This is a genomic window from Rhodococcus parequi (assembly GCF_046042785.1).
GTDB classification, from domain to species: Bacteria; Actinomycetota; Actinomycetes; order Mycobacteriales; family Mycobacteriaceae; genus Prescottella; species Prescottella parequi.
This window is the reverse complement of sequence record NZ_JBDLNV010000002.1, coordinates 124,926-141,646: the sequence shown is the minus strand read 5'-3', so window position 1 is coordinate 141,646 and position 16,721 is coordinate 124,926. Positions and strand designations below refer to the sequence as shown.

Annotated in this window: 13 protein-coding genes and 1 pseudogene; 4 read left to right on the top strand and 10 right to left on the bottom strand. The window is 69.2% G+C overall.

Annotation, left to right across the window (positions count from 1 at the left end):
* Nucleotides 1-18: 18 nt before the first annotated feature.
* From ABEU20_RS04845 to ABEU20_RS04835, 3 genes are read right to left on the bottom strand one after another with little or no spacing between them, the layout of a single operon-like run.
* On the bottom strand, nt 19-1,479 hold the full coding sequence (locus tag ABEU20_RS04845) for an aldehyde dehydrogenase family protein (RefSeq protein WP_420163268.1): 1,461 nt from the start codon (nt 1,477-1,479) through the stop codon (nt 19-21).
* Nucleotides 1,476-2,072, bottom strand: a complete 597-nt coding sequence (locus ABEU20_RS04840; protein WP_420163267.1) for an NADPH-dependent FMN reductase — start codon at nt 2,070-2,072, stop codon at nt 1,476-1,478. Before ABEU20_RS04840 ends, ABEU20_RS04845 begins: the two co-directional genes overlap by 4 nt.
* A gap of 18 nt (nt 2,073-2,090) precedes the next feature.
* On the bottom strand, nt 2,091-3,224 hold the full coding sequence (locus ABEU20_RS04835) for an LLM class flavin-dependent oxidoreductase (protein WP_420163266.1): 1,134 nt from the start codon (nt 3,222-3,224) through the stop codon (nt 2,091-2,093).
* Between the two features lie 239 nt (nt 3,225-3,463).
* Here ABEU20_RS04835 and ABEU20_RS04830 point away from each other — a divergent pair, with 239 nt between their 5' ends.
* From ABEU20_RS04830 to ABEU20_RS04820, 3 genes are read left to right on the top strand one after another with little or no spacing between them, the layout of a single operon-like run.
* Nucleotides 3,464-4,534 carry a cupin domain-containing protein gene (locus tag ABEU20_RS04830; protein WP_420163265.1) on the top strand — a complete coding sequence of 357 codons (1,071 nt, stop codon included), beginning with the start codon at nt 3,464-3,466 and terminating at the stop codon, nt 4,532-4,534.
* Nucleotides 4,535-4,538: 4 nt separating this feature from the next.
* Nucleotides 4,539-5,360 carry a fumarylacetoacetate hydrolase family protein gene (locus ABEU20_RS04825; RefSeq protein WP_420163264.1) on the top strand — a complete coding sequence of 274 codons (822 nt, stop codon included), beginning with the start codon at nt 4,539-4,541 and terminating at the stop codon, nt 5,358-5,360.
* Nucleotides 5,361-5,369: 9 nt separating this feature from the next.
* Nucleotides 5,370-6,086, top strand: a complete 717-nt coding sequence (locus ABEU20_RS04820; RefSeq protein ID WP_420163263.1) for a maleylpyruvate isomerase family mycothiol-dependent enzyme — start codon at nt 5,370-5,372, stop codon at nt 6,084-6,086.
* Nucleotides 6,087-6,158: 72 nt separating this feature from the next.
* Here ABEU20_RS04820 and ABEU20_RS04815 read toward each other — a convergent pair whose 3' ends face one another.
* The gene (locus ABEU20_RS04815) at nt 6,159-7,079 is read right to left on the bottom strand and encodes a patatin-like phospholipase family protein (RefSeq protein WP_420163262.1); all 921 of its coding nucleotides are present in this window, start codon (nt 7,077-7,079) and stop codon (nt 6,159-6,161) included.
* A 241-nt stretch (nt 7,080-7,320) separates the two neighbouring features.
* On the opposite strand from ABEU20_RS04815, the pseudogene ABEU20_RS04810 reads away from it, so the two are divergent.
* Nucleotides 7,321-8,653, top strand: a pseudogene (locus ABEU20_RS04810) (DUF222 domain-containing protein).
* Between the two features lie 120 nt (nt 8,654-8,773).
* Here the strand turns inward: ABEU20_RS04810 and hutG are convergent.
* The 6 genes from hutG to hutH all read right to left on the bottom strand — a co-directional run bounded on the left by hutG (nt 8,774) and on the right by hutH (nt 16,659).
* Nucleotides 8,774-9,745 (bottom strand): formimidoylglutamase, encoded by a 972-nt coding sequence (hutG, locus tag ABEU20_RS04805; RefSeq protein WP_420163261.1) that lies wholly within the window; start codon nt 9,743-9,745, stop codon nt 8,774-8,776.
* A 21-nt stretch (nt 9,746-9,766) separates the two neighbouring features.
* A complete protein-coding gene (gene hutI, locus ABEU20_RS04800) occupies nt 9,767-10,960 on the bottom strand; it encodes an imidazolonepropionase (protein WP_420163260.1) in 1,194 nt (397 codons plus the stop codon).
* Between the two features lie 54 nt (nt 10,961-11,014).
* Nucleotides 11,015-12,457 carry a purine-cytosine permease family protein gene (locus ABEU20_RS04795; protein ID WP_420163259.1) on the bottom strand — a complete coding sequence of 481 codons (1,443 nt, stop codon included), beginning with the start codon at nt 12,455-12,457 and terminating at the stop codon, nt 11,015-11,017.
* A 180-nt stretch (nt 12,458-12,637) separates the two neighbouring features.
* Entirely contained in the window at nt 12,638-14,002 is a 1,365-nt protein-coding gene (locus tag ABEU20_RS04790; RefSeq protein ID WP_420163258.1) for an FAD-binding oxidoreductase, read from the bottom strand.
* Between the two features lie 15 nt (nt 14,003-14,017).
* Complete coding sequence (locus ABEU20_RS04785) at nt 14,018-15,103, bottom strand: histidinol-phosphate transaminase (RefSeq protein ID WP_420163257.1); 1,086 nt, start codon at nt 15,101-15,103, stop codon at nt 14,018-14,020.
* Nucleotides 15,100-16,659 carry a histidine ammonia-lyase gene (hutH, locus tag ABEU20_RS04780; protein WP_420163256.1) on the bottom strand — a complete coding sequence of 520 codons (1,560 nt, stop codon included), beginning with the start codon at nt 16,657-16,659 and terminating at the stop codon, nt 15,100-15,102. Before hutH ends, ABEU20_RS04785 begins: the two co-directional genes overlap by 4 nt.
* Nucleotides 16,660-16,721: the final 62 nt, after the last annotated feature.

Below are 16,721 nucleotides of genomic sequence, written 5' to 3'. Positions count from 1 at the left end.
GCCCCACCGGTGCGCGGCTCAGATCACCTGGACCACGTGCTTGTATTCCTGGAACTCCTCGAGCGCCCGGTGGCCGTTGAGGCGCCCGAGTCCGCTCTGCTTGTAGCCGCCCTCTTCGAATTGGTCGACGACGACGGCCCATCCGTTGGTCCACACGGTGCCTGCGTCGAGTGCGTCGGCCATGCGTAGTCCGCGCGCTCCGTCGCGTGTCCACACGGATGCTGCGAGCCCGTACTCGGTGGCGTTGGCCATCCGGACGGCGTCGTCCTCGGTGTCGAAGACCTCGAACGTGGCGACCGGACCGAACAGTTCGCGCTGCACGAGGGGGGAGTCCACGTCGTCGACGGCGAGCAGAGCGGGCCGGAAGTAGGCGCCGCTGTGGAGCGCGGGGTCGTCGGGACGTCCGCCGCGAACGAGGATCTCGGCGTCGTCGGCGTGTTCGGCGAGCAGCGCTTCGAGCCGGTCGCGGGAGGCGAGGTCGATCATCGGTCCCATGTGCGAGGTGTCGGCGTCGCCCGGCCCCACCTGCACCCTCTCGAGGGCAGGGACGAGAGCGTCCCGGACCCGGTCCGCGATCGAGCGCTGCACGAGGATCCGGCTGCCCGTCATGCAGAACTGTCCCGTGAACGTGGTGATCCCGGCGACGATCGTCCCGACCGCCGCGTCGAGGTCGGCGTCGTCGAACACGATCATCGGTGTCTTGCCGCCGAGCTCGAGCGACAGGCGCTTGAGGGTGGCGCCGCCTGCGGCCATGATCTGCCGGCCCACCGCGGTGCTGCCGGTGTAGCTGACGGCGCGCACATCGGGCGACGACACCAGTAGTTTCGCGCCGTCGCTGCCGGACTCGGTGAAGATGTTGAGTACGCCGGCGGGCAGGGAGGGGCAGTCGGCCAGCAGTTCGGCCAGCCGCGCGTTCACGAGTGCCGTCTGCGCGGCCATCTTCATCACGACGGTGCATCCGGCCGCGAGCGCCGGCGCGAAGGACCGCACCGAGAGCACCACCGGCGAGTTCCAGGGCACGATCACCCCGGCCACTCCGATGGGTTCGGACAGCAGCATCGAGTAGACGCCGTCGCGGACCCGCCCGCCGCGGCCCGAGTCTGTGAGGGCCTGCGCCGCGTAGTACCGCAGCTTCGACGGCGTCAGGCCTAGCTCGAAGTCTGCCTCGGGCAGAATCTTTCCGTTCTCTCGGGCGAGCAGCGTCGCGAGTTCCCCGGACGCCGCCTCGATCCGGTCCGCCATCTCGGCGAGCACCCTGGCCCGGAGCTGTCGGTCGCGTCGCCAGGCGTGGGCGGCGAACGTGTCCCGGGCGATCCGGATCGCGTCGTGCACCTGGTCGATGTCGGCGTCGTAGAAGGTGCCGAGGGGCTCTCCGGTCGCGGGTGAGTGCGACGTGCCGGTGGTGCTCGACGGCACCCAGCGCCCACCGATGTAGTGGCGGGCGGTATCGGTGCGCAGTGCCGGCTCGATCGTCGTCATGTGGTCTTCCTTGTCGCCGGGGCCGAGGCGTCGGACGCCTTCGGCCGGGTGAATCGGACGTGGAGGGGGTCGGGACCGAAGTGGTGCCCGGGCAGGCGCTCGGCCAGCACCGTCACCTGTTCGACGAACTCGCGCAGGTCGGCTCGGGCCTCGGGTGCGACGTCGTCGGATGCGAACGTGCGGTCGACGAAGAATGCCCCGTTGGGTGCGGTGAGGGCGCCGAACCAGGCGAGGACGTCACGCAGGTGCCGCTCCGCGGAGAGGAAGTGGTGCGGGGCCGCCGCGACGGTGAGGATTCCGACAGGTTTGTTGCGGAGGGCCTCGTTGGGCAGCGCGTCGACGAGCAGTTTCAATGTGCCGGTGAACGACCCGCGGAACACGGGCGAAGCGAGGATCACCGCGTCTGCGGCGCGCACGCGTTCGACGGCGTTGTCACCCCACAGGGCGACGACGGGATCGGCGGTGGGTTCGGGGACCAGTCGGTCGACGATCCAGCCGGGATGTCGAGCCCGGACGTCGTCCTCGGCGAGGCCGAGGGCGCGAGCGAGCTTGCCCGGTGGCGTCGGGCTCCCGTAGACGGTGAGAAGGTTCATGTCACAGTCGCTTCCGGGTCACTGCCGCAGGCCGGCTTCGCGCATGAGCGGCAGCACCCGCTCACCGAAGTAGTCGAGTTCCTGGACGTAGTCGAGGAATCCGACCATCATTCCGCCGACGCCGGCCTGTTCCAGTTCGAGGAGCTGGTCGACGATCTGCTCCGGTGTGCCGATGAGCGGGTAGCCGCCGTAGCCGAGGATGAAGCGCTCCTGCATCGCCTTGATCTTGTCGAACGACCCGCTCTCGGATCCCAGTCCGCCGGACACCTGGCGTGCGACGTCCCAGTCGCCCTGGTCGAGGATGTGGTCGAGGAGCTGCTTGGTCTCCTTCTCGGTGTCCCGGCAGATGATGTTGCCGTAGCTGAGGATGCCGAGATCGCTGCCTGCGTCCCGGGCGATGCCGCGCACCCGGGATGCGGTGTCCTTCGCCTCCGCGGGGTCGGAGAACGCGATGAAGTTGAAATCGCATTCGCGGGCGCAGAATTCGAGTCCGGCCGGAGAGTTTCCGGCGTTGACCAGTACCGGGTACGGCTGCTGGATCGGCTTGGGGGAGGAGAACGCGTCCTTGATCTCGAAGAACTCGCCGGAGAAATTCACGCCCTCGCCCTCGGTCCACATGCGCTTGACGACCTCGATCCACTCGGAGCCGTAGCGGTACCGGATGTCGTGCTCGCGCTGGGTGCCGCCAAACATCTCCATCTCGGCCTTGTACCAGCCCATCGTCATGTTGAGTCCGTGCCGACCACCGGAGATGTGGTCGACCGTGACCGACTCCTTCGCGGCGACGATCGGGTGCTTGGTCGGTACGTGAATCGTGGTGAACACCATGATGTTCTCGGTGGCCTCGGCGATACCGGCCGCCCAGGCGTGAGTCTCGTAGTTGGATCCGTTGAAGTTCGTCTCGCCGCCCATCCCGCGGTAGCGGGCCACCGGCAACATGGCCTCGAAGCCGAGGCGGTCGGCCAGCTGTGCGATCTTCTTGCCGTGTTCCCACGTCAGTTCGTACGTCGTCTCGGCGTGGGTGGCCATGAGCCCGTGGCTGACGTTGGAGCCGAAGATTCCGAGCTTCATCCGGTTGTCGTTGAACATCGCGACGCCGCTGGCGCGGCGGGCCTCGACCAGGTCTTCGTAGCTCATCGTCGGGGTCGACATGTCGTTCTCCTCTGCAGGGGCGGTACGCCGACCGTGTGGCCGGCCGGCGGGTCGTTCAGGGGTGTGCAGGCACGGTAGGCAGGGCGAATGCGGCGGAACTATGCGCGAAGCGCAACCCGGCAGGCCGCTTTGCGCAGGAAACGGCCGAAGTTCCGCACAGCAGAATTGGGTGGGTTTCCGCGTTGCCCCCTACATACGTTGAGGCGGACGTCGCACGCGAGTGCTCACGAGGAGAGTCGATGACTGCCGCAGAAACCCACGATCCCGCGCTGGATCAGCTCTACGCCGATTTCGCGACCGAGAATCTCAATCCGCTGTGGACGCAGCTCGGTGACCTGATGCCCGTGGTTCCCACATCGAAAGCTGTTCCGTTCGTGTGGAAGTGGTCCACCCTGTATCCGCTCGCCAAGAGGGCGGGTGACCTGGTGCCGGTCGGCCGCGGAGGCGAGCGCCGGGCGATCGCGTTGGCGAACCCGGGCCTGGGCGGTGTCCCGTACGTCACCCCGACCCTGTGGGCGGCGATCCAGTACCTGGGTCCACGTGAAACCGCGCCCGAACACCGTCACTCGCAGAACGCATTCCGATTCGTCGTCGAGGGAGAGGGCGTGTGGACGGTGGTCGACGGCGACCCGGTGGCGATGCGCCGCGGCGACTTCCTGCTGACACCGGGCTGGGCCTTCCACGGCCACCACAACGAGACCGATCATCCGATGGCATGGATCGACGGTCTCGACATCCCGTTCGTGAACTACACCGACACCGGGTTCTTCGAGTTCGGAGCCGACGGCGTGACCGACATGTCGACGCCGGACGTCTCCCGCTCGGAGCGACTCTGGGCGCATCCGGGCCTGCGTCCGCTGGTCGGGGTCGACGCGAGGACGAGCTCGCCCATCGCCTGCTACCGCTGGGAGCACACCGATGCGGCACTGCGCGAGCAACTCGCGCTCGAGGACGAGGGGTACCCGGCCACGACCGAACCCGGCCACGCCGCCGTGCGGTACACCAACCCGACCACGGGCGGCGACGTGATGCCGACGATCCGGGCCGAGTTCCATCGGCTGCGCCCGGGCGCTGCGACCCGCACCCGCCGGGACGTCGGCGGCACGGTCTTCCAGGTCTTCGACGGCGAGGGACGATTCCGACTCGGTGAGCAGGCCCACGACGTCGCGAAGGGCGACATGATCGTCGTTCCGTCGTGGGTGCCGTGGGACCTCGAAACCGACGGCGGCATCGATCTGTTCGCCTTCTCGGACGCTCCGATCGTGGAGCGTCTGCACTTCCATCGCACCCATATCTCCGAAGGAGCCTGACCCTATGCGTCTCGCCACTCTGCGCCTCGACGGCGGTACCGCGGCCGTCCGCGTCGATTCCGATACCTCCGCGACCGTCGTCGACGGATACGCGGATCTGTCGGCGTTGCTGAACGACCCCGACTGGAAGACGGTCGCCGAGCAGGCGGCGGGGGCTGTCGTCGACCTCGCCGGCGCCGACTACGCGCCGGTGGTTCCGAACCCCGGGAAGATCGTGTGCGTGGGCCTCAACTACGGCACGCACATCCAGGAGATGGGGCGGGAGCTGCCGGAGTACCCGACGCTGTTCTCGAAGTTCAAGGAGGCGCTCACCGGCGCGTACGACGACGTCATCGTGCCCGCGTACGCGGCGTCGCAGCTGGACTGGGAGGCCGAACTGGCCGTCGTCGTCGGCAAGCGGGCGTACCAGGTGCCGGAGGCCGACGCCGACGCCTACATCGCCGGGTATTCCGTGATCAACGACTACACGATGCGCGACTACCAGTACCGCACGCTGCAGTGGGACCAGGGCAAGACGTTCGAGAAGACCAGCGGCTTCGGTCCGATCCTCGACACCGACTACCGGTTGGGCACCACGATCGAGACCCGGCTCGAGGGTGAGGTCATGCAGTCGGCCACCACCGACGACCTGGTGTTCACCCCCGCGAAGCTCGTCGACTACATCTCGCACATCGTCACGCTGCAGCCCGGCGACGTCATCATCACCGGCACCACCGGTGGTGTCGGTCATGCACGCAAGCCCGCGCGCTACATCGGTGACGGGGATACGGTCGAGGTGAGCATCGAGGGACTCGGATCGGTGCGCAACAAGACCATCGTCAAGTAGGAGCGTCTCGTGGGTTTCGACGATCTGGATCTGGCCGAGCGCCTGAACATCGCGCGCGAGGGCACCGCGTACTTCGCGCAGAAGCTGGCGTCGTTGACGGACGAGGAGATGTCCGATCCGTGCCTGCTCGACGGGTGGACGCGCAAGCATCTCGTCGGACACGTCGGCTACAACGCGGCCGCCCTGTGCCGGATCCTGGACTGGGCGGCGACGGGCGTCGAGACGCCCATGTACGCGTCGACCGAGCAACGCGGACGCGAGATCGAGGAGGGTGCGTCCCTCAGTGCCGGATCGTTGCGAAACCTGTTCGTCGAGAACGCGGCCCGGCTCGACGAGAAGTGGAGGCACCTCCCGGACGCGGCGTGGGACGCCGAGGTGCGGACCGCGCAGGGGCGGATGGTGCCCGCGTCGGAGACGGCGTGGATGCGCAACCGCGAGGTGTGGATCCACGCCGTCGACCTCGGTAACGGTGGACGGTTCGAGGACTTCCCGGACGTGGTGCTCGGCTCGCTTCTCGACGACATCGTCGGCATGTGGCGACGCAAGGGCGAGGGTTCGGGGCTGGTGCTCGAGGTGGACGATCGGCGGTTCGTCGTGGTCGAGGACGGTCCGCCGGTCACCGACACGGTCGCGGGTCCGCTTGCCGCCGTGGTCCGCTGGGCATCGGGTCGCGGCGCGGTCGGGCTGACCGCCGGCAGCGACCTGCACCCGCCACGCTGGCTCTAGGACGCACCACGCGAGGCCCGTCGATCGCGTGGCGAATATCGCCGCGCGATCGACGGCAGTCCACGGGCTCGGTCAGCCCCAGAACTCGGTGAGCTGCCCGCAGAGGCCTCTGCCCTGGTCGAAACCGGCTCGGGCAGCAGCCGGGCGCAGCGACAGGTCCATCGCATTGGCCCCGAACATGTGCTCGGCGGCGTGATCCGGGAAGACCGTTGCGACCTTGCTGCCGTGCGCGCGTAGATCGTCGACCTGCGATGCCAGGTCCAGACCCCACTCCGCCGGCGTCCGTGTTCTTCCGCCGAACGGTGAGAGCACCAGTACCCGGCCGTATCCGATTGCCAGATCGGCATTCTCGGCGTTGGTCCGGTAGCCGCCGTCGATGTACCGACCGTCCCCGATCCGGTAGGCGAAACCGCTGGAACAGCTGGCGGCGACGGCGTCCACGAGATCGACCCCACTGTCGCGGTCGAACAGCACCGGTTCCCCGGAACGGGCATCGACCGCCGTGATGAGCAACGGCCGCTGCGGCCAGTGCCGGACGGGCAGCCGCGCGGCAACCGTTGTACGCCAACCGGTCTGCCTGGCTTCGTCCGATGTGGCATCCATGTCGAGTGCCGCCGCGCCCATTCTGCGGCGCATGTCGGCGGGATCCGCAGCGGAGGCGATGATCCTGCTCGTTCTCGCCATGTGGTCCGATACCGGCCGGGCCGGAACGCGGGCTCGATCGGGTTCCCGCGGGCCGGTGGACTGCGTGGGGGCGGTGGCCAGGATGGCGGCGAGTAGTTCGGTCGGCGTTGCGCCGGCCAGCTGGGCCGCGGCTGTCGAGCCGGCCGACGTCCCGACGGTCAGATCGGCGGTGCTGACGTCCAGCCCGCCCTCGTACAGACCGGCGACGACGCCGATCAGCCAGGCGTTGCCGGTGGAACCGCCGCCGCCGAGCACCAGTGCTCGCTCGCCCGCGGCACGCTGAGGGGTCGAGGAAGGAGTTGTGTTCATGGGAGTCGCCTTTCGCGAATTGCCTTGTGCGGCGCTCCCGGTGGCGACTAGATCAGTCGCGCGATCGTGGGCTGCAGGGGAGCACCCGGTGCGGATACTGCGTTCACGGGTCTCACCTCCTGTCTACGGGCCACGATTCCAGGCACGGACGTTAGCATGCGGGGGTGCGGGTGTGCACGTGAGTTTCGAGCCGGTCGCGCGCGCCCTTGACTCGAACATAAGTTCGAACTAGACTTCGATTATGAATCCGGGGGGACTCAACAATTCGGGCACCGCAGCCACTGTGCTGCGGCCCGCCGAGGTACGTCGACTGGCCGAACTCGACCTGTTGCGGTCGGCGATCGACTTCAGCCGCGAGATCGAACGCTTGGAGATTCTTCGAGCCGTCGCAGCCGACGAAATCGACGCGCGCGCAGTCTCGTTCGAGACCCTCGGGTTCCGCAGCGTCAAGCAGTGGCTGGCTGCGAACACATTGTTGGAAGTGCCGGCCGCGGCACGGATCCTCGCGTTGGGCAGGATGCTGAGCCGGCAACCCGAAATCGCCGACGCCTTCAACGAAGGCGCCGTCTCGGCGGAGCATGCCGCGTTGATCGGCAAATTCTGCGAATCCCCACCGCGCGGCATGCCCAACGAAGCGTTGGGTTCGTGCCGGAAAGTGTTGCTGGACGCCGCCACTGGGCCTGCCGCGACCACCATGACCGTGCGCACCTGCATCGCGAGGCTCGAGCGGATCTTCGAATCCGACGAACTACCACCCAGTGAAGACGCCGAACGCAACGAATTCCACGCCTCGAAAACCCTGAACGGACGCGTCGCCGTGAAAGGCAATCTCGACGCCGTGACCGGCGAGATGCTGCTGACGGCGCTTTCTGCGTTGACCAAGCCGAGGAATCCGGTCGACGACCCCGCCGGCTCGCGCACCCCGGCGCAGAAGCGGGCCGACGCGTTCGCCGAGATCCTGCGCCGCTACCTCGACAGCGGCGAGGCGCCGGTCGAGGGCGGCGAACGGCCCCACCTGTCCCTGCATGTGAATGCCGCCGACCTTGCGTGCAGCGAGTCGGATCACGAGTCGGCTCGTCCGGATGGTGAGCCGGACCTGTTCGGCGAGAGGGATGTTGCACGCATGCCGCACTTGGGACCGCTTTCGATCGCGACCGCCCGCAGGCTCGCGTGCGACTGCCACCTCACGCCGATCGTCATGGACGATGGGGTGCCCCTGAACCTGGGCCGCACCAGCAGAACCGTCTCCAAGAAGCAGCGGCGGGCGTTGATCGCCCGTGACCACGGCTGCGCCTTCCCCGGCTGCGGTGCACCACCCGCCCACTGCGAAGGCCACCACGTCAAGCACTGGGCCGACGGCGGACCCACCGACCTCGACAACCTCGTCCTACTCTGCCGCTATCACCACACGTTGCTCCACCACTCCCATTGGGAAGTCGAAATCGGCGCCGACAGAAAGCCGCCCCCAAGCACTTCGTGCAGGGGGTACCCCCAGGTTCACCCCACCCAGCTCGGTCGACCCGTACAAGAAACCCATTCCCGCCCACAATCGGGCGGGACCACACGCGGCCTGACCGCGTCAGCGGTACGACCGGACAGCCGCATGCCTCCCGAAACCACTGAAGCCGACACCCTGGAAGAGGGTGCCGGCCACAGGGGAGGGGGAATAGCGGCTCGAGAGGTGACAGCCTGGTTCAGGCTGTCGGCGGAACGTGCCCGGTGACGATGCGGTGGATCAGCCGCGCGGCGGTCCTGGCCGTGCGGTTGTCGACGTCCAGAGACGGGTTGAGCTCAGCGACGTCGACCACCGCGAGCTTGCCGCTCGCGCTGACCCGGTCGCACACCCGCTGGATGATCTCGAGTGGGACGCCGTAGGCGGCGGGCGCGCTGACACCCGGAGCGACACCGGCGGGCAGGACGTCGAGATCGATTGTCAGATAGACGATGTCGACGTCGCCCAGGAAGTCGGTGAGGAACTCGTCGACGCGATCCCGATCGGCCACGCCGCAGTGCTCGTCCAGCAGGTAGCGGACGCCGAGGCGGCGTGCGGTATCGAACAGCACGTTGGTGTTGCTGGGCTGGCTGATGCCGATGACGTCGTACCGGTGGCTGGTGCCCGCAGCCTCCTCGGCCTCGGCCTCGGCGATCTGGCGGAACGGCGTCCCGGAGCTCGGGATCGGGTCGCTGCGCAGATCGAAGTGGGCGTCGAGGTTGAGGATGCCCAGCCGCGGATGCTGCTGTCGCAGTTGAGATCCGGCGACGCCCAGGTAGGTGCCGTACGCGACCTCGTGACCGCCGCCGAGGACGACGGCGAGCCGTCCGGAATCGAGTGCGGTCGTGACGGCGCGGCCGAGCGCGTCCTGGCCCTCCTCGAGCCGGTCGCCCGTCACGGCGACGGTGCCCGCGTCGGACAGCGTCGTCTCGTTCTCGAGGGCCATCGAGGACAGGGCCTTGCGGAGGGCGTCGGGGCCGGCGGAGGCACCCTGACGTCCCTTGTTGCGGCGAACGCCCTCGTCACTGGCGAAGCCGATCAGGACCGTGCCGGAGCCCGCACCCGGACGGTAGGGGGTGACGGCCTGGTGCCAGCGACGGTGTTCCGGTCCGAGGCCGTCGGTGCGTCCCGACCACGGCCGGGGAGCGATGTCGACGTCGATGTTGTTCGTCATGTCAGGTACCTGCTCCATCGATCAGTTCGTGGCCGTCGCGAGGACGCCGTCCTTGAACACCTCGCGAACAAGCGGCACGCCGGGCCGGTAGGCGAGGTGCAGGTACGACGGGGCGTCGAGGGCGATGGCGTCGGCGCGGGCGCCGATCCGCAGGCTGCCGACGTCGTCGCGGCGCAGCGCCTTCGCGCCGCCCGCGGTGGCCGCCCACACCGCCTCGGCCGGGGTCATGTGCATGTCCCGGACGGCGATCGCGATGCAGAACGGCAGGCTGGTGGTGTAGCAGGTACCGGGGTTGCAGTCCGCACCCAGCGCGACCGTGACACCGGCGTCGATCAACGCGCGGGCACCGGGGTACTGGTTGCGGGTGGAGAAGTCGGCGCCCGGCAGCAGGGTGGCCACCGTCGAGCTGTTCGCCAGTGCGTCGATGTCGGCGTCGGTGACGTAGGTGACGTGGTCCACCGACGCCGCACCCATCTCCACGGCCAACTGCACGCCCGGTCCCTCGCCCAGCTGGTTGCCGTGCACGCGGGGGATCAGGCCGTGCGCGACACCGGCGGCGAGGACCGCGCGGGACTGCTCGAGGGTGAACGCGCCGCGCTCACAGAACACGTCGATCCACTTCGCGTACGGGGCGCACGCCGGGATCATCTCGTCGACGGCCATCGTGACGTACTCGTCGCCGCGGCCGGCGTACTCGGGCGGCGGGACGTGCGCGGCCAGCAGCGTGACCTCGTCGGTGAACCGGCCCGCGACCTGCACGCTGCGCAGCTCGTCCCGGGTGCTTTGGCCGTAGCCGCTCTTGATCTCGACGGTGGTGCTGCCCGAGCGCAGCGACTCGTCGAGCAGGCGCCGCACGTTCGCGGCGAGCTGGTCGTCGCTCGCGGCCCGTGTCGCCTCGATGGTGGTGCGGATGCCGCCCGCGGCGTACTTCTCACCGGACATGCGGGCGGCGAACTCCTCGGCCCGCTCACCGGCGAACACGAGGTGCGAGTGGCTCTCGACGAAACCGGGCAGCACGGCCCGGCCGCCGAGATCGTGCCCCGCATCGGCGGCGGGAGCATCCGCGGAGTTACCGACCCACGCGACCACGCCGTCCTCGAAGACGACCGCAGCGTCGTGCCGGACACCCAGCGCCCCGTCGCCCAGCGAGGGGTCGTTGGTGACGAGGGTGCCGATGTTCGTCAGTGCGGTGGTCCGGGGACCGGTCGTGGTCACGTGAGGCTCCTAGGTGACTGTTCGTGGAGGGGGAATCGTTGGTCGGTGACCGGGTCAGACCCGGCTGTCGACCATCGAGGTGTGGGCGGGGTAGATCATCGTGGGCGGCGGGTTGTTGGTCCGCTTGGCGACCGGGTAGTAGATCGCGCCGGTGAGCACGATTCCGACGATCCAGGAGATGTCCGCGCCGCCGAGCATGTCGGTGATCGGGCCCGTGTACATCTTCTGCGCGAGGAACGGGATCTGGGCGAGCACGCCGACGACGTAGACGACCAGGGCCGGCACGTTCCAGGCTCCGTAACGCCCCTTGGGGTCGTACAGCGCCGGGATGTCGATGCGTTCCTTCGAGATCAGGTAGTAGTCGATCAGGTTGATCGCGCTCCACGGCGTGAACACCATCAGCAGCACCAGGACGAAGTTCTTGAAGTTGTCCAGGAAGTCGGCGCTCGCGGCGATCGCGATGAACATCGAGATGACGGTGAAGCCGAGGATGTAGAACGAGCGGGCCTTCGTCGAGATCTGCGACCGGCCGTCGAACGCGGTCACGGTGGTGAGGATCGACATGAAGCCGCCGTACGCGTTGAGCACGTTGACCGTCAGCTTGCCGGTCACGATCACCAGGTAGATCAGGAACGCGATGATCGCGGGTCCGGCGAGGTCGCCCATGAAGCCGACCTGGTTGCCGAGGAAGGCGTCGCCCGCCACGGCCGCGACGAGAGCACCGAAGGTCATCGACCACTGCGATCCGATGACGCTGCCGAGGAAGGTCGACCAGAACGTGGTGCGCTCGCTGGTCTCGCGGGGCAGGTAGCGGGAGTAGTCGGCGACGTACGGGCCGAACGTCAGCTGCCAGCCGGCGCCGAGGGAGATCGCGAGCAGGAACGTCACGAAGTCGAAGTCGACGATGCCGACGTAGTCGAGCACGTCGTACTCGAGGAAGAGCCGGATCGCCAGGTACGTGAAGCCGACGATGCCGACGACGGTCGCGATCTTGCCGACGATGTGGATCAGCTTGTAGCCCGTGACGGCGACGAACGCCGTGAGCAATCCGAAGATGACGATGCCGATCCAGGCACTGTCGAGGCCGAGAACCTTGTTGACGGCCTGGCCCGCGAGGACCGTGCCGGTGGCGGCGAAGCCGAGGTACATCAGGATCACGAGCACGAGCGGGATGACGGCGCCCTTGACGCCGAACTGGGCGCGACTCGAGATCATCTGCGGCAGGCCCATGCGGGGGCCCTGCGCCGAGTGGAGGGCCATCACGGCGCCGCCGAAGACGTTGCCGATCAGCAGGCCGATGATGGCCCACAGTGCGTCGGCGCCGAAGACGACGGCGAGGGCGCCGTCGACGATCGCGGTGATCTGCATGTTCGCGCCGAACCACAGCGTGAACTGGCTGCGGGGAGTGCCGTGGCGTTCGTCGTCGGGAACGACGTCGATGGTGCGCCGCTCCGGGGTGAGGAGCACCTCGGAAGTGCTGCCGTCGTCGTGTGTCATTGGGCCTGCTCTTTCTGCGGTGACCGCACCGTGCGGCGGGGTCGACTTCCGGGGGTGATGCCCACCTTCTTCGATGCTTGTGCGCTGGATCACGCCATGCCGATGGGAAATGTATAGGCCTGTATATATAGGTCTGTCAACATTCGGGTTTGTGCCCGGATTGTTTGTCCTGGTCGCCGGTCAGAAGCCCTTTCCGGGATTCATCAGACCGAGCGGATCGAACGCGGCCTTGACCGCGCGGTGAATGTCCAAACCTGTCTCTCCCACTTCGAGCGCCATCCAGCGTCGCTTCAACACTCCGACGCCGTGCTCACCTGTAAGGGTGCCACCCAGTTCGAGCGCGCGTCGGAACACCTCGTCGGCGGCGGTCCAGACGGCGTCCGGGACCGAGCCGTCGGCCAGGCGGTCGAACACGAACGTCGGGTGCACGTTGCCGTCGCCGGCGTGCGCGACCGTCATCACCGTGACGTCGTGGCGGCGCGAGATCTCCTCGATCGACTCGACCATCTCCGGCAGCCGCGAGCGCGGCACCCCGACGTCCTCGACCAGGCACTGGCCGAGACGTTCGGCCGCCGGGTAGGCGAGCCGACGGATCTCGAGCAGCTGGGCCGACTCGGCGGGGTCCTGCGAGACCGCGACGAAGTCCGCGCCCGCGTCGGTGAAGTGCCGTTCGATCGCGGCGGCGGCCTCGTCGGCGTCCGGGCCGTCGGCCTGTGCGATGAGCATCGCCTCCGTCCCCGGCTCGAGCCCGATGCGCTTCCACTCGTCGATCGCCACCAGCGTGGCCCGGTCGATCAGCTCGAGCAGGCTCGGTCCGATGCCCGCCCGCACCACCGCGGCGACGGCGTCCGCGGCTGCCCGCAGCGACGCGAAGCTGCCGACGATCGTCGCGGGTTCCCGGGGTGGCCGCGGACGCAGCCGCACGGTCGCGCCGGTGACGATGCCGAGCGTTCCCTCGGAACCGACCAGCAGCCCGGTGAGGTCGTAGCCCGCGACGCCCTTGACGGTGCGGTGCCCGGTATGGAGGATTCGGCCGTCCGCGAGCACCACCTCGAGGCCCAGGACCGAGTCCCGCGTGACGCCGTACTTGACGCAGCGCAGCCCGCCCGCGTTGGTGGCGATGTTGCCGCCGATCGTGGAGATCTGGAAGCTGCTCGGATCGGGGGCGTACATCAGGCCGTGCTCGGCGGCCGCCCGGTCGAGGTCGGCGTTCACCACACCGGCCTGCACCACAGCCAGCTGATCCGCGGGATTCAGCTCGACGATGTCGCGCATGGCCGCTGTGGACACGACGAGGCAGCCGTCGATCGCGGTGGCGCCGCCGGCCAGTCCGCTGCCCGCACCACGGGGAACCACCGGAACGCGATGGGCAGTGGCCCATTTCAGGGCGGCCACGACGTCGTCGGTGGAATCCGCGATCAGTACCGCCAGCGGTCGGCCCGGGATCGCGAGGTGTGCCTCGTCCCGGGTGTAGGCGTCCATGACGTCGGGATCGGTGACGAGCCGGCTCGACCCCAGTGCGTCGGCCAGTGCATTGAGAGACATCGGGTTTCCTCGTGATCAGTCGGGTCGGTGTGCGGTGAAGGCGTCGACGGCGGCGAGCACCGCGTTCTCGGCGTCGCGGTCGCCGACGGTCACCCGCACGCCCTCGCCCGCGAAGGTGCGCACGGACACCCCGTGCGCGACGCAGGTCGCCTCGAGTGCCGTCGCGCGGTCCGCCACCGGAATCCACACGAAGTTTCCTCCACTGGCCGGGGTTTCGATGCCCCGGTCGGCGAGCCCGGTGCGCAGGTACCGGCGCCCGCCCCGGACCGAATCCACGATCCGGTCGGTGTGCCCGGGGTCGGTGAGCGCGGCGCAGGCCGCGGCCTCGGCAACCGAACTGAGGCCGAACGGCGGGGCGGCCGCATGCAGGGGAGCGGCGACCGCAGAGTCCGCGATCGCGTAGCCCACACGCAGACCCGCCAGGCCGTACGCCTTCGAGAACGTCCGCAGCACCACGACGTTCGGGTACTCGCGCAGCAGGTCCACGCCGTCGACCTGCTCCTCGGCGAACTCGCGGTACGCCTCGTCGAGGATCACCAGGACGTGCGACGGCACGCCGTCCAGCAGTCGTCGTACCTCGGTCTCGGTGAGCTCGGTGCCCGTCGGATTGTTCGGATTGCAGACCAGGACCGCGCGGGTGCGGGGCGTCACCGCGGCGACCATCGCGTCGACGTCGTGCCGGTGCCGGACATCGAGCGGTACCGGAACGGCTGTGGCACCGGCGATCCCGATGAGAATCGGGTACGCCTCGTAGCTGCGCCACGCGTGCACCACCTCGGTGCCCGGGCCGGTGTAGGCCGTGAGGACCTGCTGCAGCAGCGCCAGCGAACCGGCGCCGGTCAGCACCGCATCGGCCGGGACCGACAGCCGCTCGGCGAGCGCCGCGACGAGGTCGTCCGCGAACAGCGTCGGGTACAGGTGTCCGTGCTCACCCGCGCGGGCGATCGCCTCGACGACGGCCGGGGACGGTGCGATGGTGGACTCGTTGCTCGACGCCCGCCAGCGGACCGTGGCCGCACCGGAGGCCCTCGAATACGCGGGTAGCGCCTCGATCTCGGGCCGGGCGCGGGGCAGGTCGATCGTGTGGGCCGCGCGGGTCACTGCAGGCTGCCGATCTCGTGCTCGGCGGCGGCGACCAGGGCACCGGACGCCGCGAGCGTCACAGCCTGCTCGATCTCGGGTGCGAGGAACCGGTCGGTGCCCGGGCCGGCCACGTATTCACGCACGGCGCGGACCACCGCACCGGTGCCCGGTGCCGGCTGCAGCGGAGCGCGCAGATCGATTCCCCGTGCAGCGGTGAGGATTTCGATCGCGAGGACGCGGGTGAGGCCGTCCACCGCGCGGCGGAGCTTGCGGGCGCCCGACCAGCCCATCGAGACGTGGTCCTCCTGCATCGCAGACGACGGGATGGAGTCGACGCTCGCGGGTGCCGCCAGGCGCTTGAGCTCGGAGACGATCGCGGCCTGCGTGTACTGCGCGATCATCAGGCCGCTGTCCACGCCGGGATCGTCCGCGAGGAACGGCGGCAGACCGTGGTTGCGGGCAACGTCGAGGAACCGGTCCGTCCGGCGCTCGCTGATGCTCGCGACGTCGGCCGCGACGATCGCGAGGAAATCGAGGACGTAGGCCACGGGGGCGCCGTGGAAGTTGCCGTTGGACTCCACCCGGCCGTCGAGCGTGACGACGGGATTGTCGACGGCAGAGGCGAGTTCGCGGTTCGCGACCGTGCGGGCGTGTTCGACGGTGTCACGCGCGCCGCCGGCCACCTGCGGGGCGCAGCGCAGCGAGTAGGCGTCCTGCACGCGGGTGTCCTCGGGGCCCGCATGGCTCGCGACGATCGGCGAGTCGGCGAGCAGTCGGGCCATGTTGGCGGCGGCCGCGGCCTGGCCGGGGTGCGGACGCAGCGCCTGCAGGTCCGCGGCGAACACCCGATCGGTGCCCAGCAGACCCTCGACGCTCATCGCGGCCGCGATGTCGGCCAGTTTGAGCAGGTGGTCGAGGTCCGTGACGGCGAGCGCGAGCTGGCCCAGCATGCCGTCGGTGCCGTTGATGAGGGCCAGGCCCTCCTTCTCGGCGAGGACGACCGGGGACAGGCCGTGCTCCGCGAGGGCGTCGGCGGCATCCAGCAGCCGTCCGTCGGCCGTGCGGACCGGGCCCTCTCCGGTGACGGCGAGCGCGACGTGCGCGAGCGGCGCGAGATCGCCGGAGCAGCCGAGGCTGCCGAACTCGTGGACCACCGGCGTGATGCCGGCGGTGAGCAGGTCGGCGTAGGCCTGCGCGACCTCGGGGCGCACGCCCGTGCGTCCGGTGGCGAGCGTCGACAGCCGCAGCAGCATCAGCGCGCGCACCACCTCGCGCTCCACCTCGGGGCCCGACCCGGCGGCGTGCGAGCGGACCAGGCTGCGCTGCAACTGGGTTCGCATCTCCTGCGGAATGTGCCGGGTGGCGAGCGCGCCGAAGCCGGTCGAGACGCCGTACACCGGGCGGGGATCGGCGGCGAGGTCCTCGATGCGCGCGCGCGAGCGGGTGATCTCGGCGAGCGCGTCGTCGGTGAGGCGCACCCCGTGGCCGCGGCGGGCGACGTCGACGACGTCCTGGATGGTGACGGGTCCGAGCCCGACCTCGACGAGGTCGGTGGACTGGGCGGTGAGGGTCATGGGGACTCCGAAGGCAGGGACGGCCCGACGGTCGCGTCGGATCCGGGGCCGTGACGATTGTG

What these genes read in the sequence shown, in the direction of transcription:
- hutG (WP_420163261.1), bottom strand. Translation starts at nt 9,745, where the DNA reads ATGACGAACAACATCGACGTCGACATCGCTCCCCGGCCGTGGTCGGGA.
- ABEU20_RS04825 (WP_420163264.1), top strand. Translation starts at nt 4,539, where the DNA reads ATGCGTCTCGCCACTCTGCGCCTCGACGGCGGTACCGCGGCCGTCCGC.
- ABEU20_RS04830 (WP_420163265.1), top strand. Translation starts at nt 3,464, where the DNA reads ATGACTGCCGCAGAAACCCACGATCCCGCGCTGGATCAGCTCTACGCC.
- ABEU20_RS04840 (WP_420163267.1), bottom strand. Translation starts at nt 2,072, where the DNA reads ATGAACCTTCTCACCGTCTACGGGAGCCCGACGCCACCGGGCAAGCTC.
- ABEU20_RS04790 (WP_420163258.1), bottom strand. Translation starts at nt 14,002, where the DNA reads ATGTCTCTCAATGCACTGGCCGACGCACTGGGGTCGAGCCGGCTCGTC.
- ABEU20_RS04835 (WP_420163266.1), bottom strand. Translation starts at nt 3,224, where the DNA reads ATGTCGACCCCGACGATGAGCTACGAAGACCTGGTCGAGGCCCGCCGC.
- ABEU20_RS04815 (WP_420163262.1), bottom strand. Translation starts at nt 7,079, where the DNA reads ATGAACACAACTCCTTCCTCGACCCCTCAGCGTGCCGCGGGCGAGCGA.
- hutH (WP_420163256.1), bottom strand. Translation starts at nt 16,659, where the DNA reads ATGACCCTCACCGCCCAGTCCACCGACCTCGTCGAGGTCGGGCTCGGA.
- ABEU20_RS04795 (WP_420163259.1), bottom strand. Translation starts at nt 12,457, where the DNA reads ATGACACACGACGACGGCAGCACTTCCGAGGTGCTCCTCACCCCGGAG.
- ABEU20_RS04845 (WP_420163268.1), bottom strand. Translation starts at nt 1,479, where the DNA reads ATGACGACGATCGAGCCGGCACTGCGCACCGATACCGCCCGCCACTAC.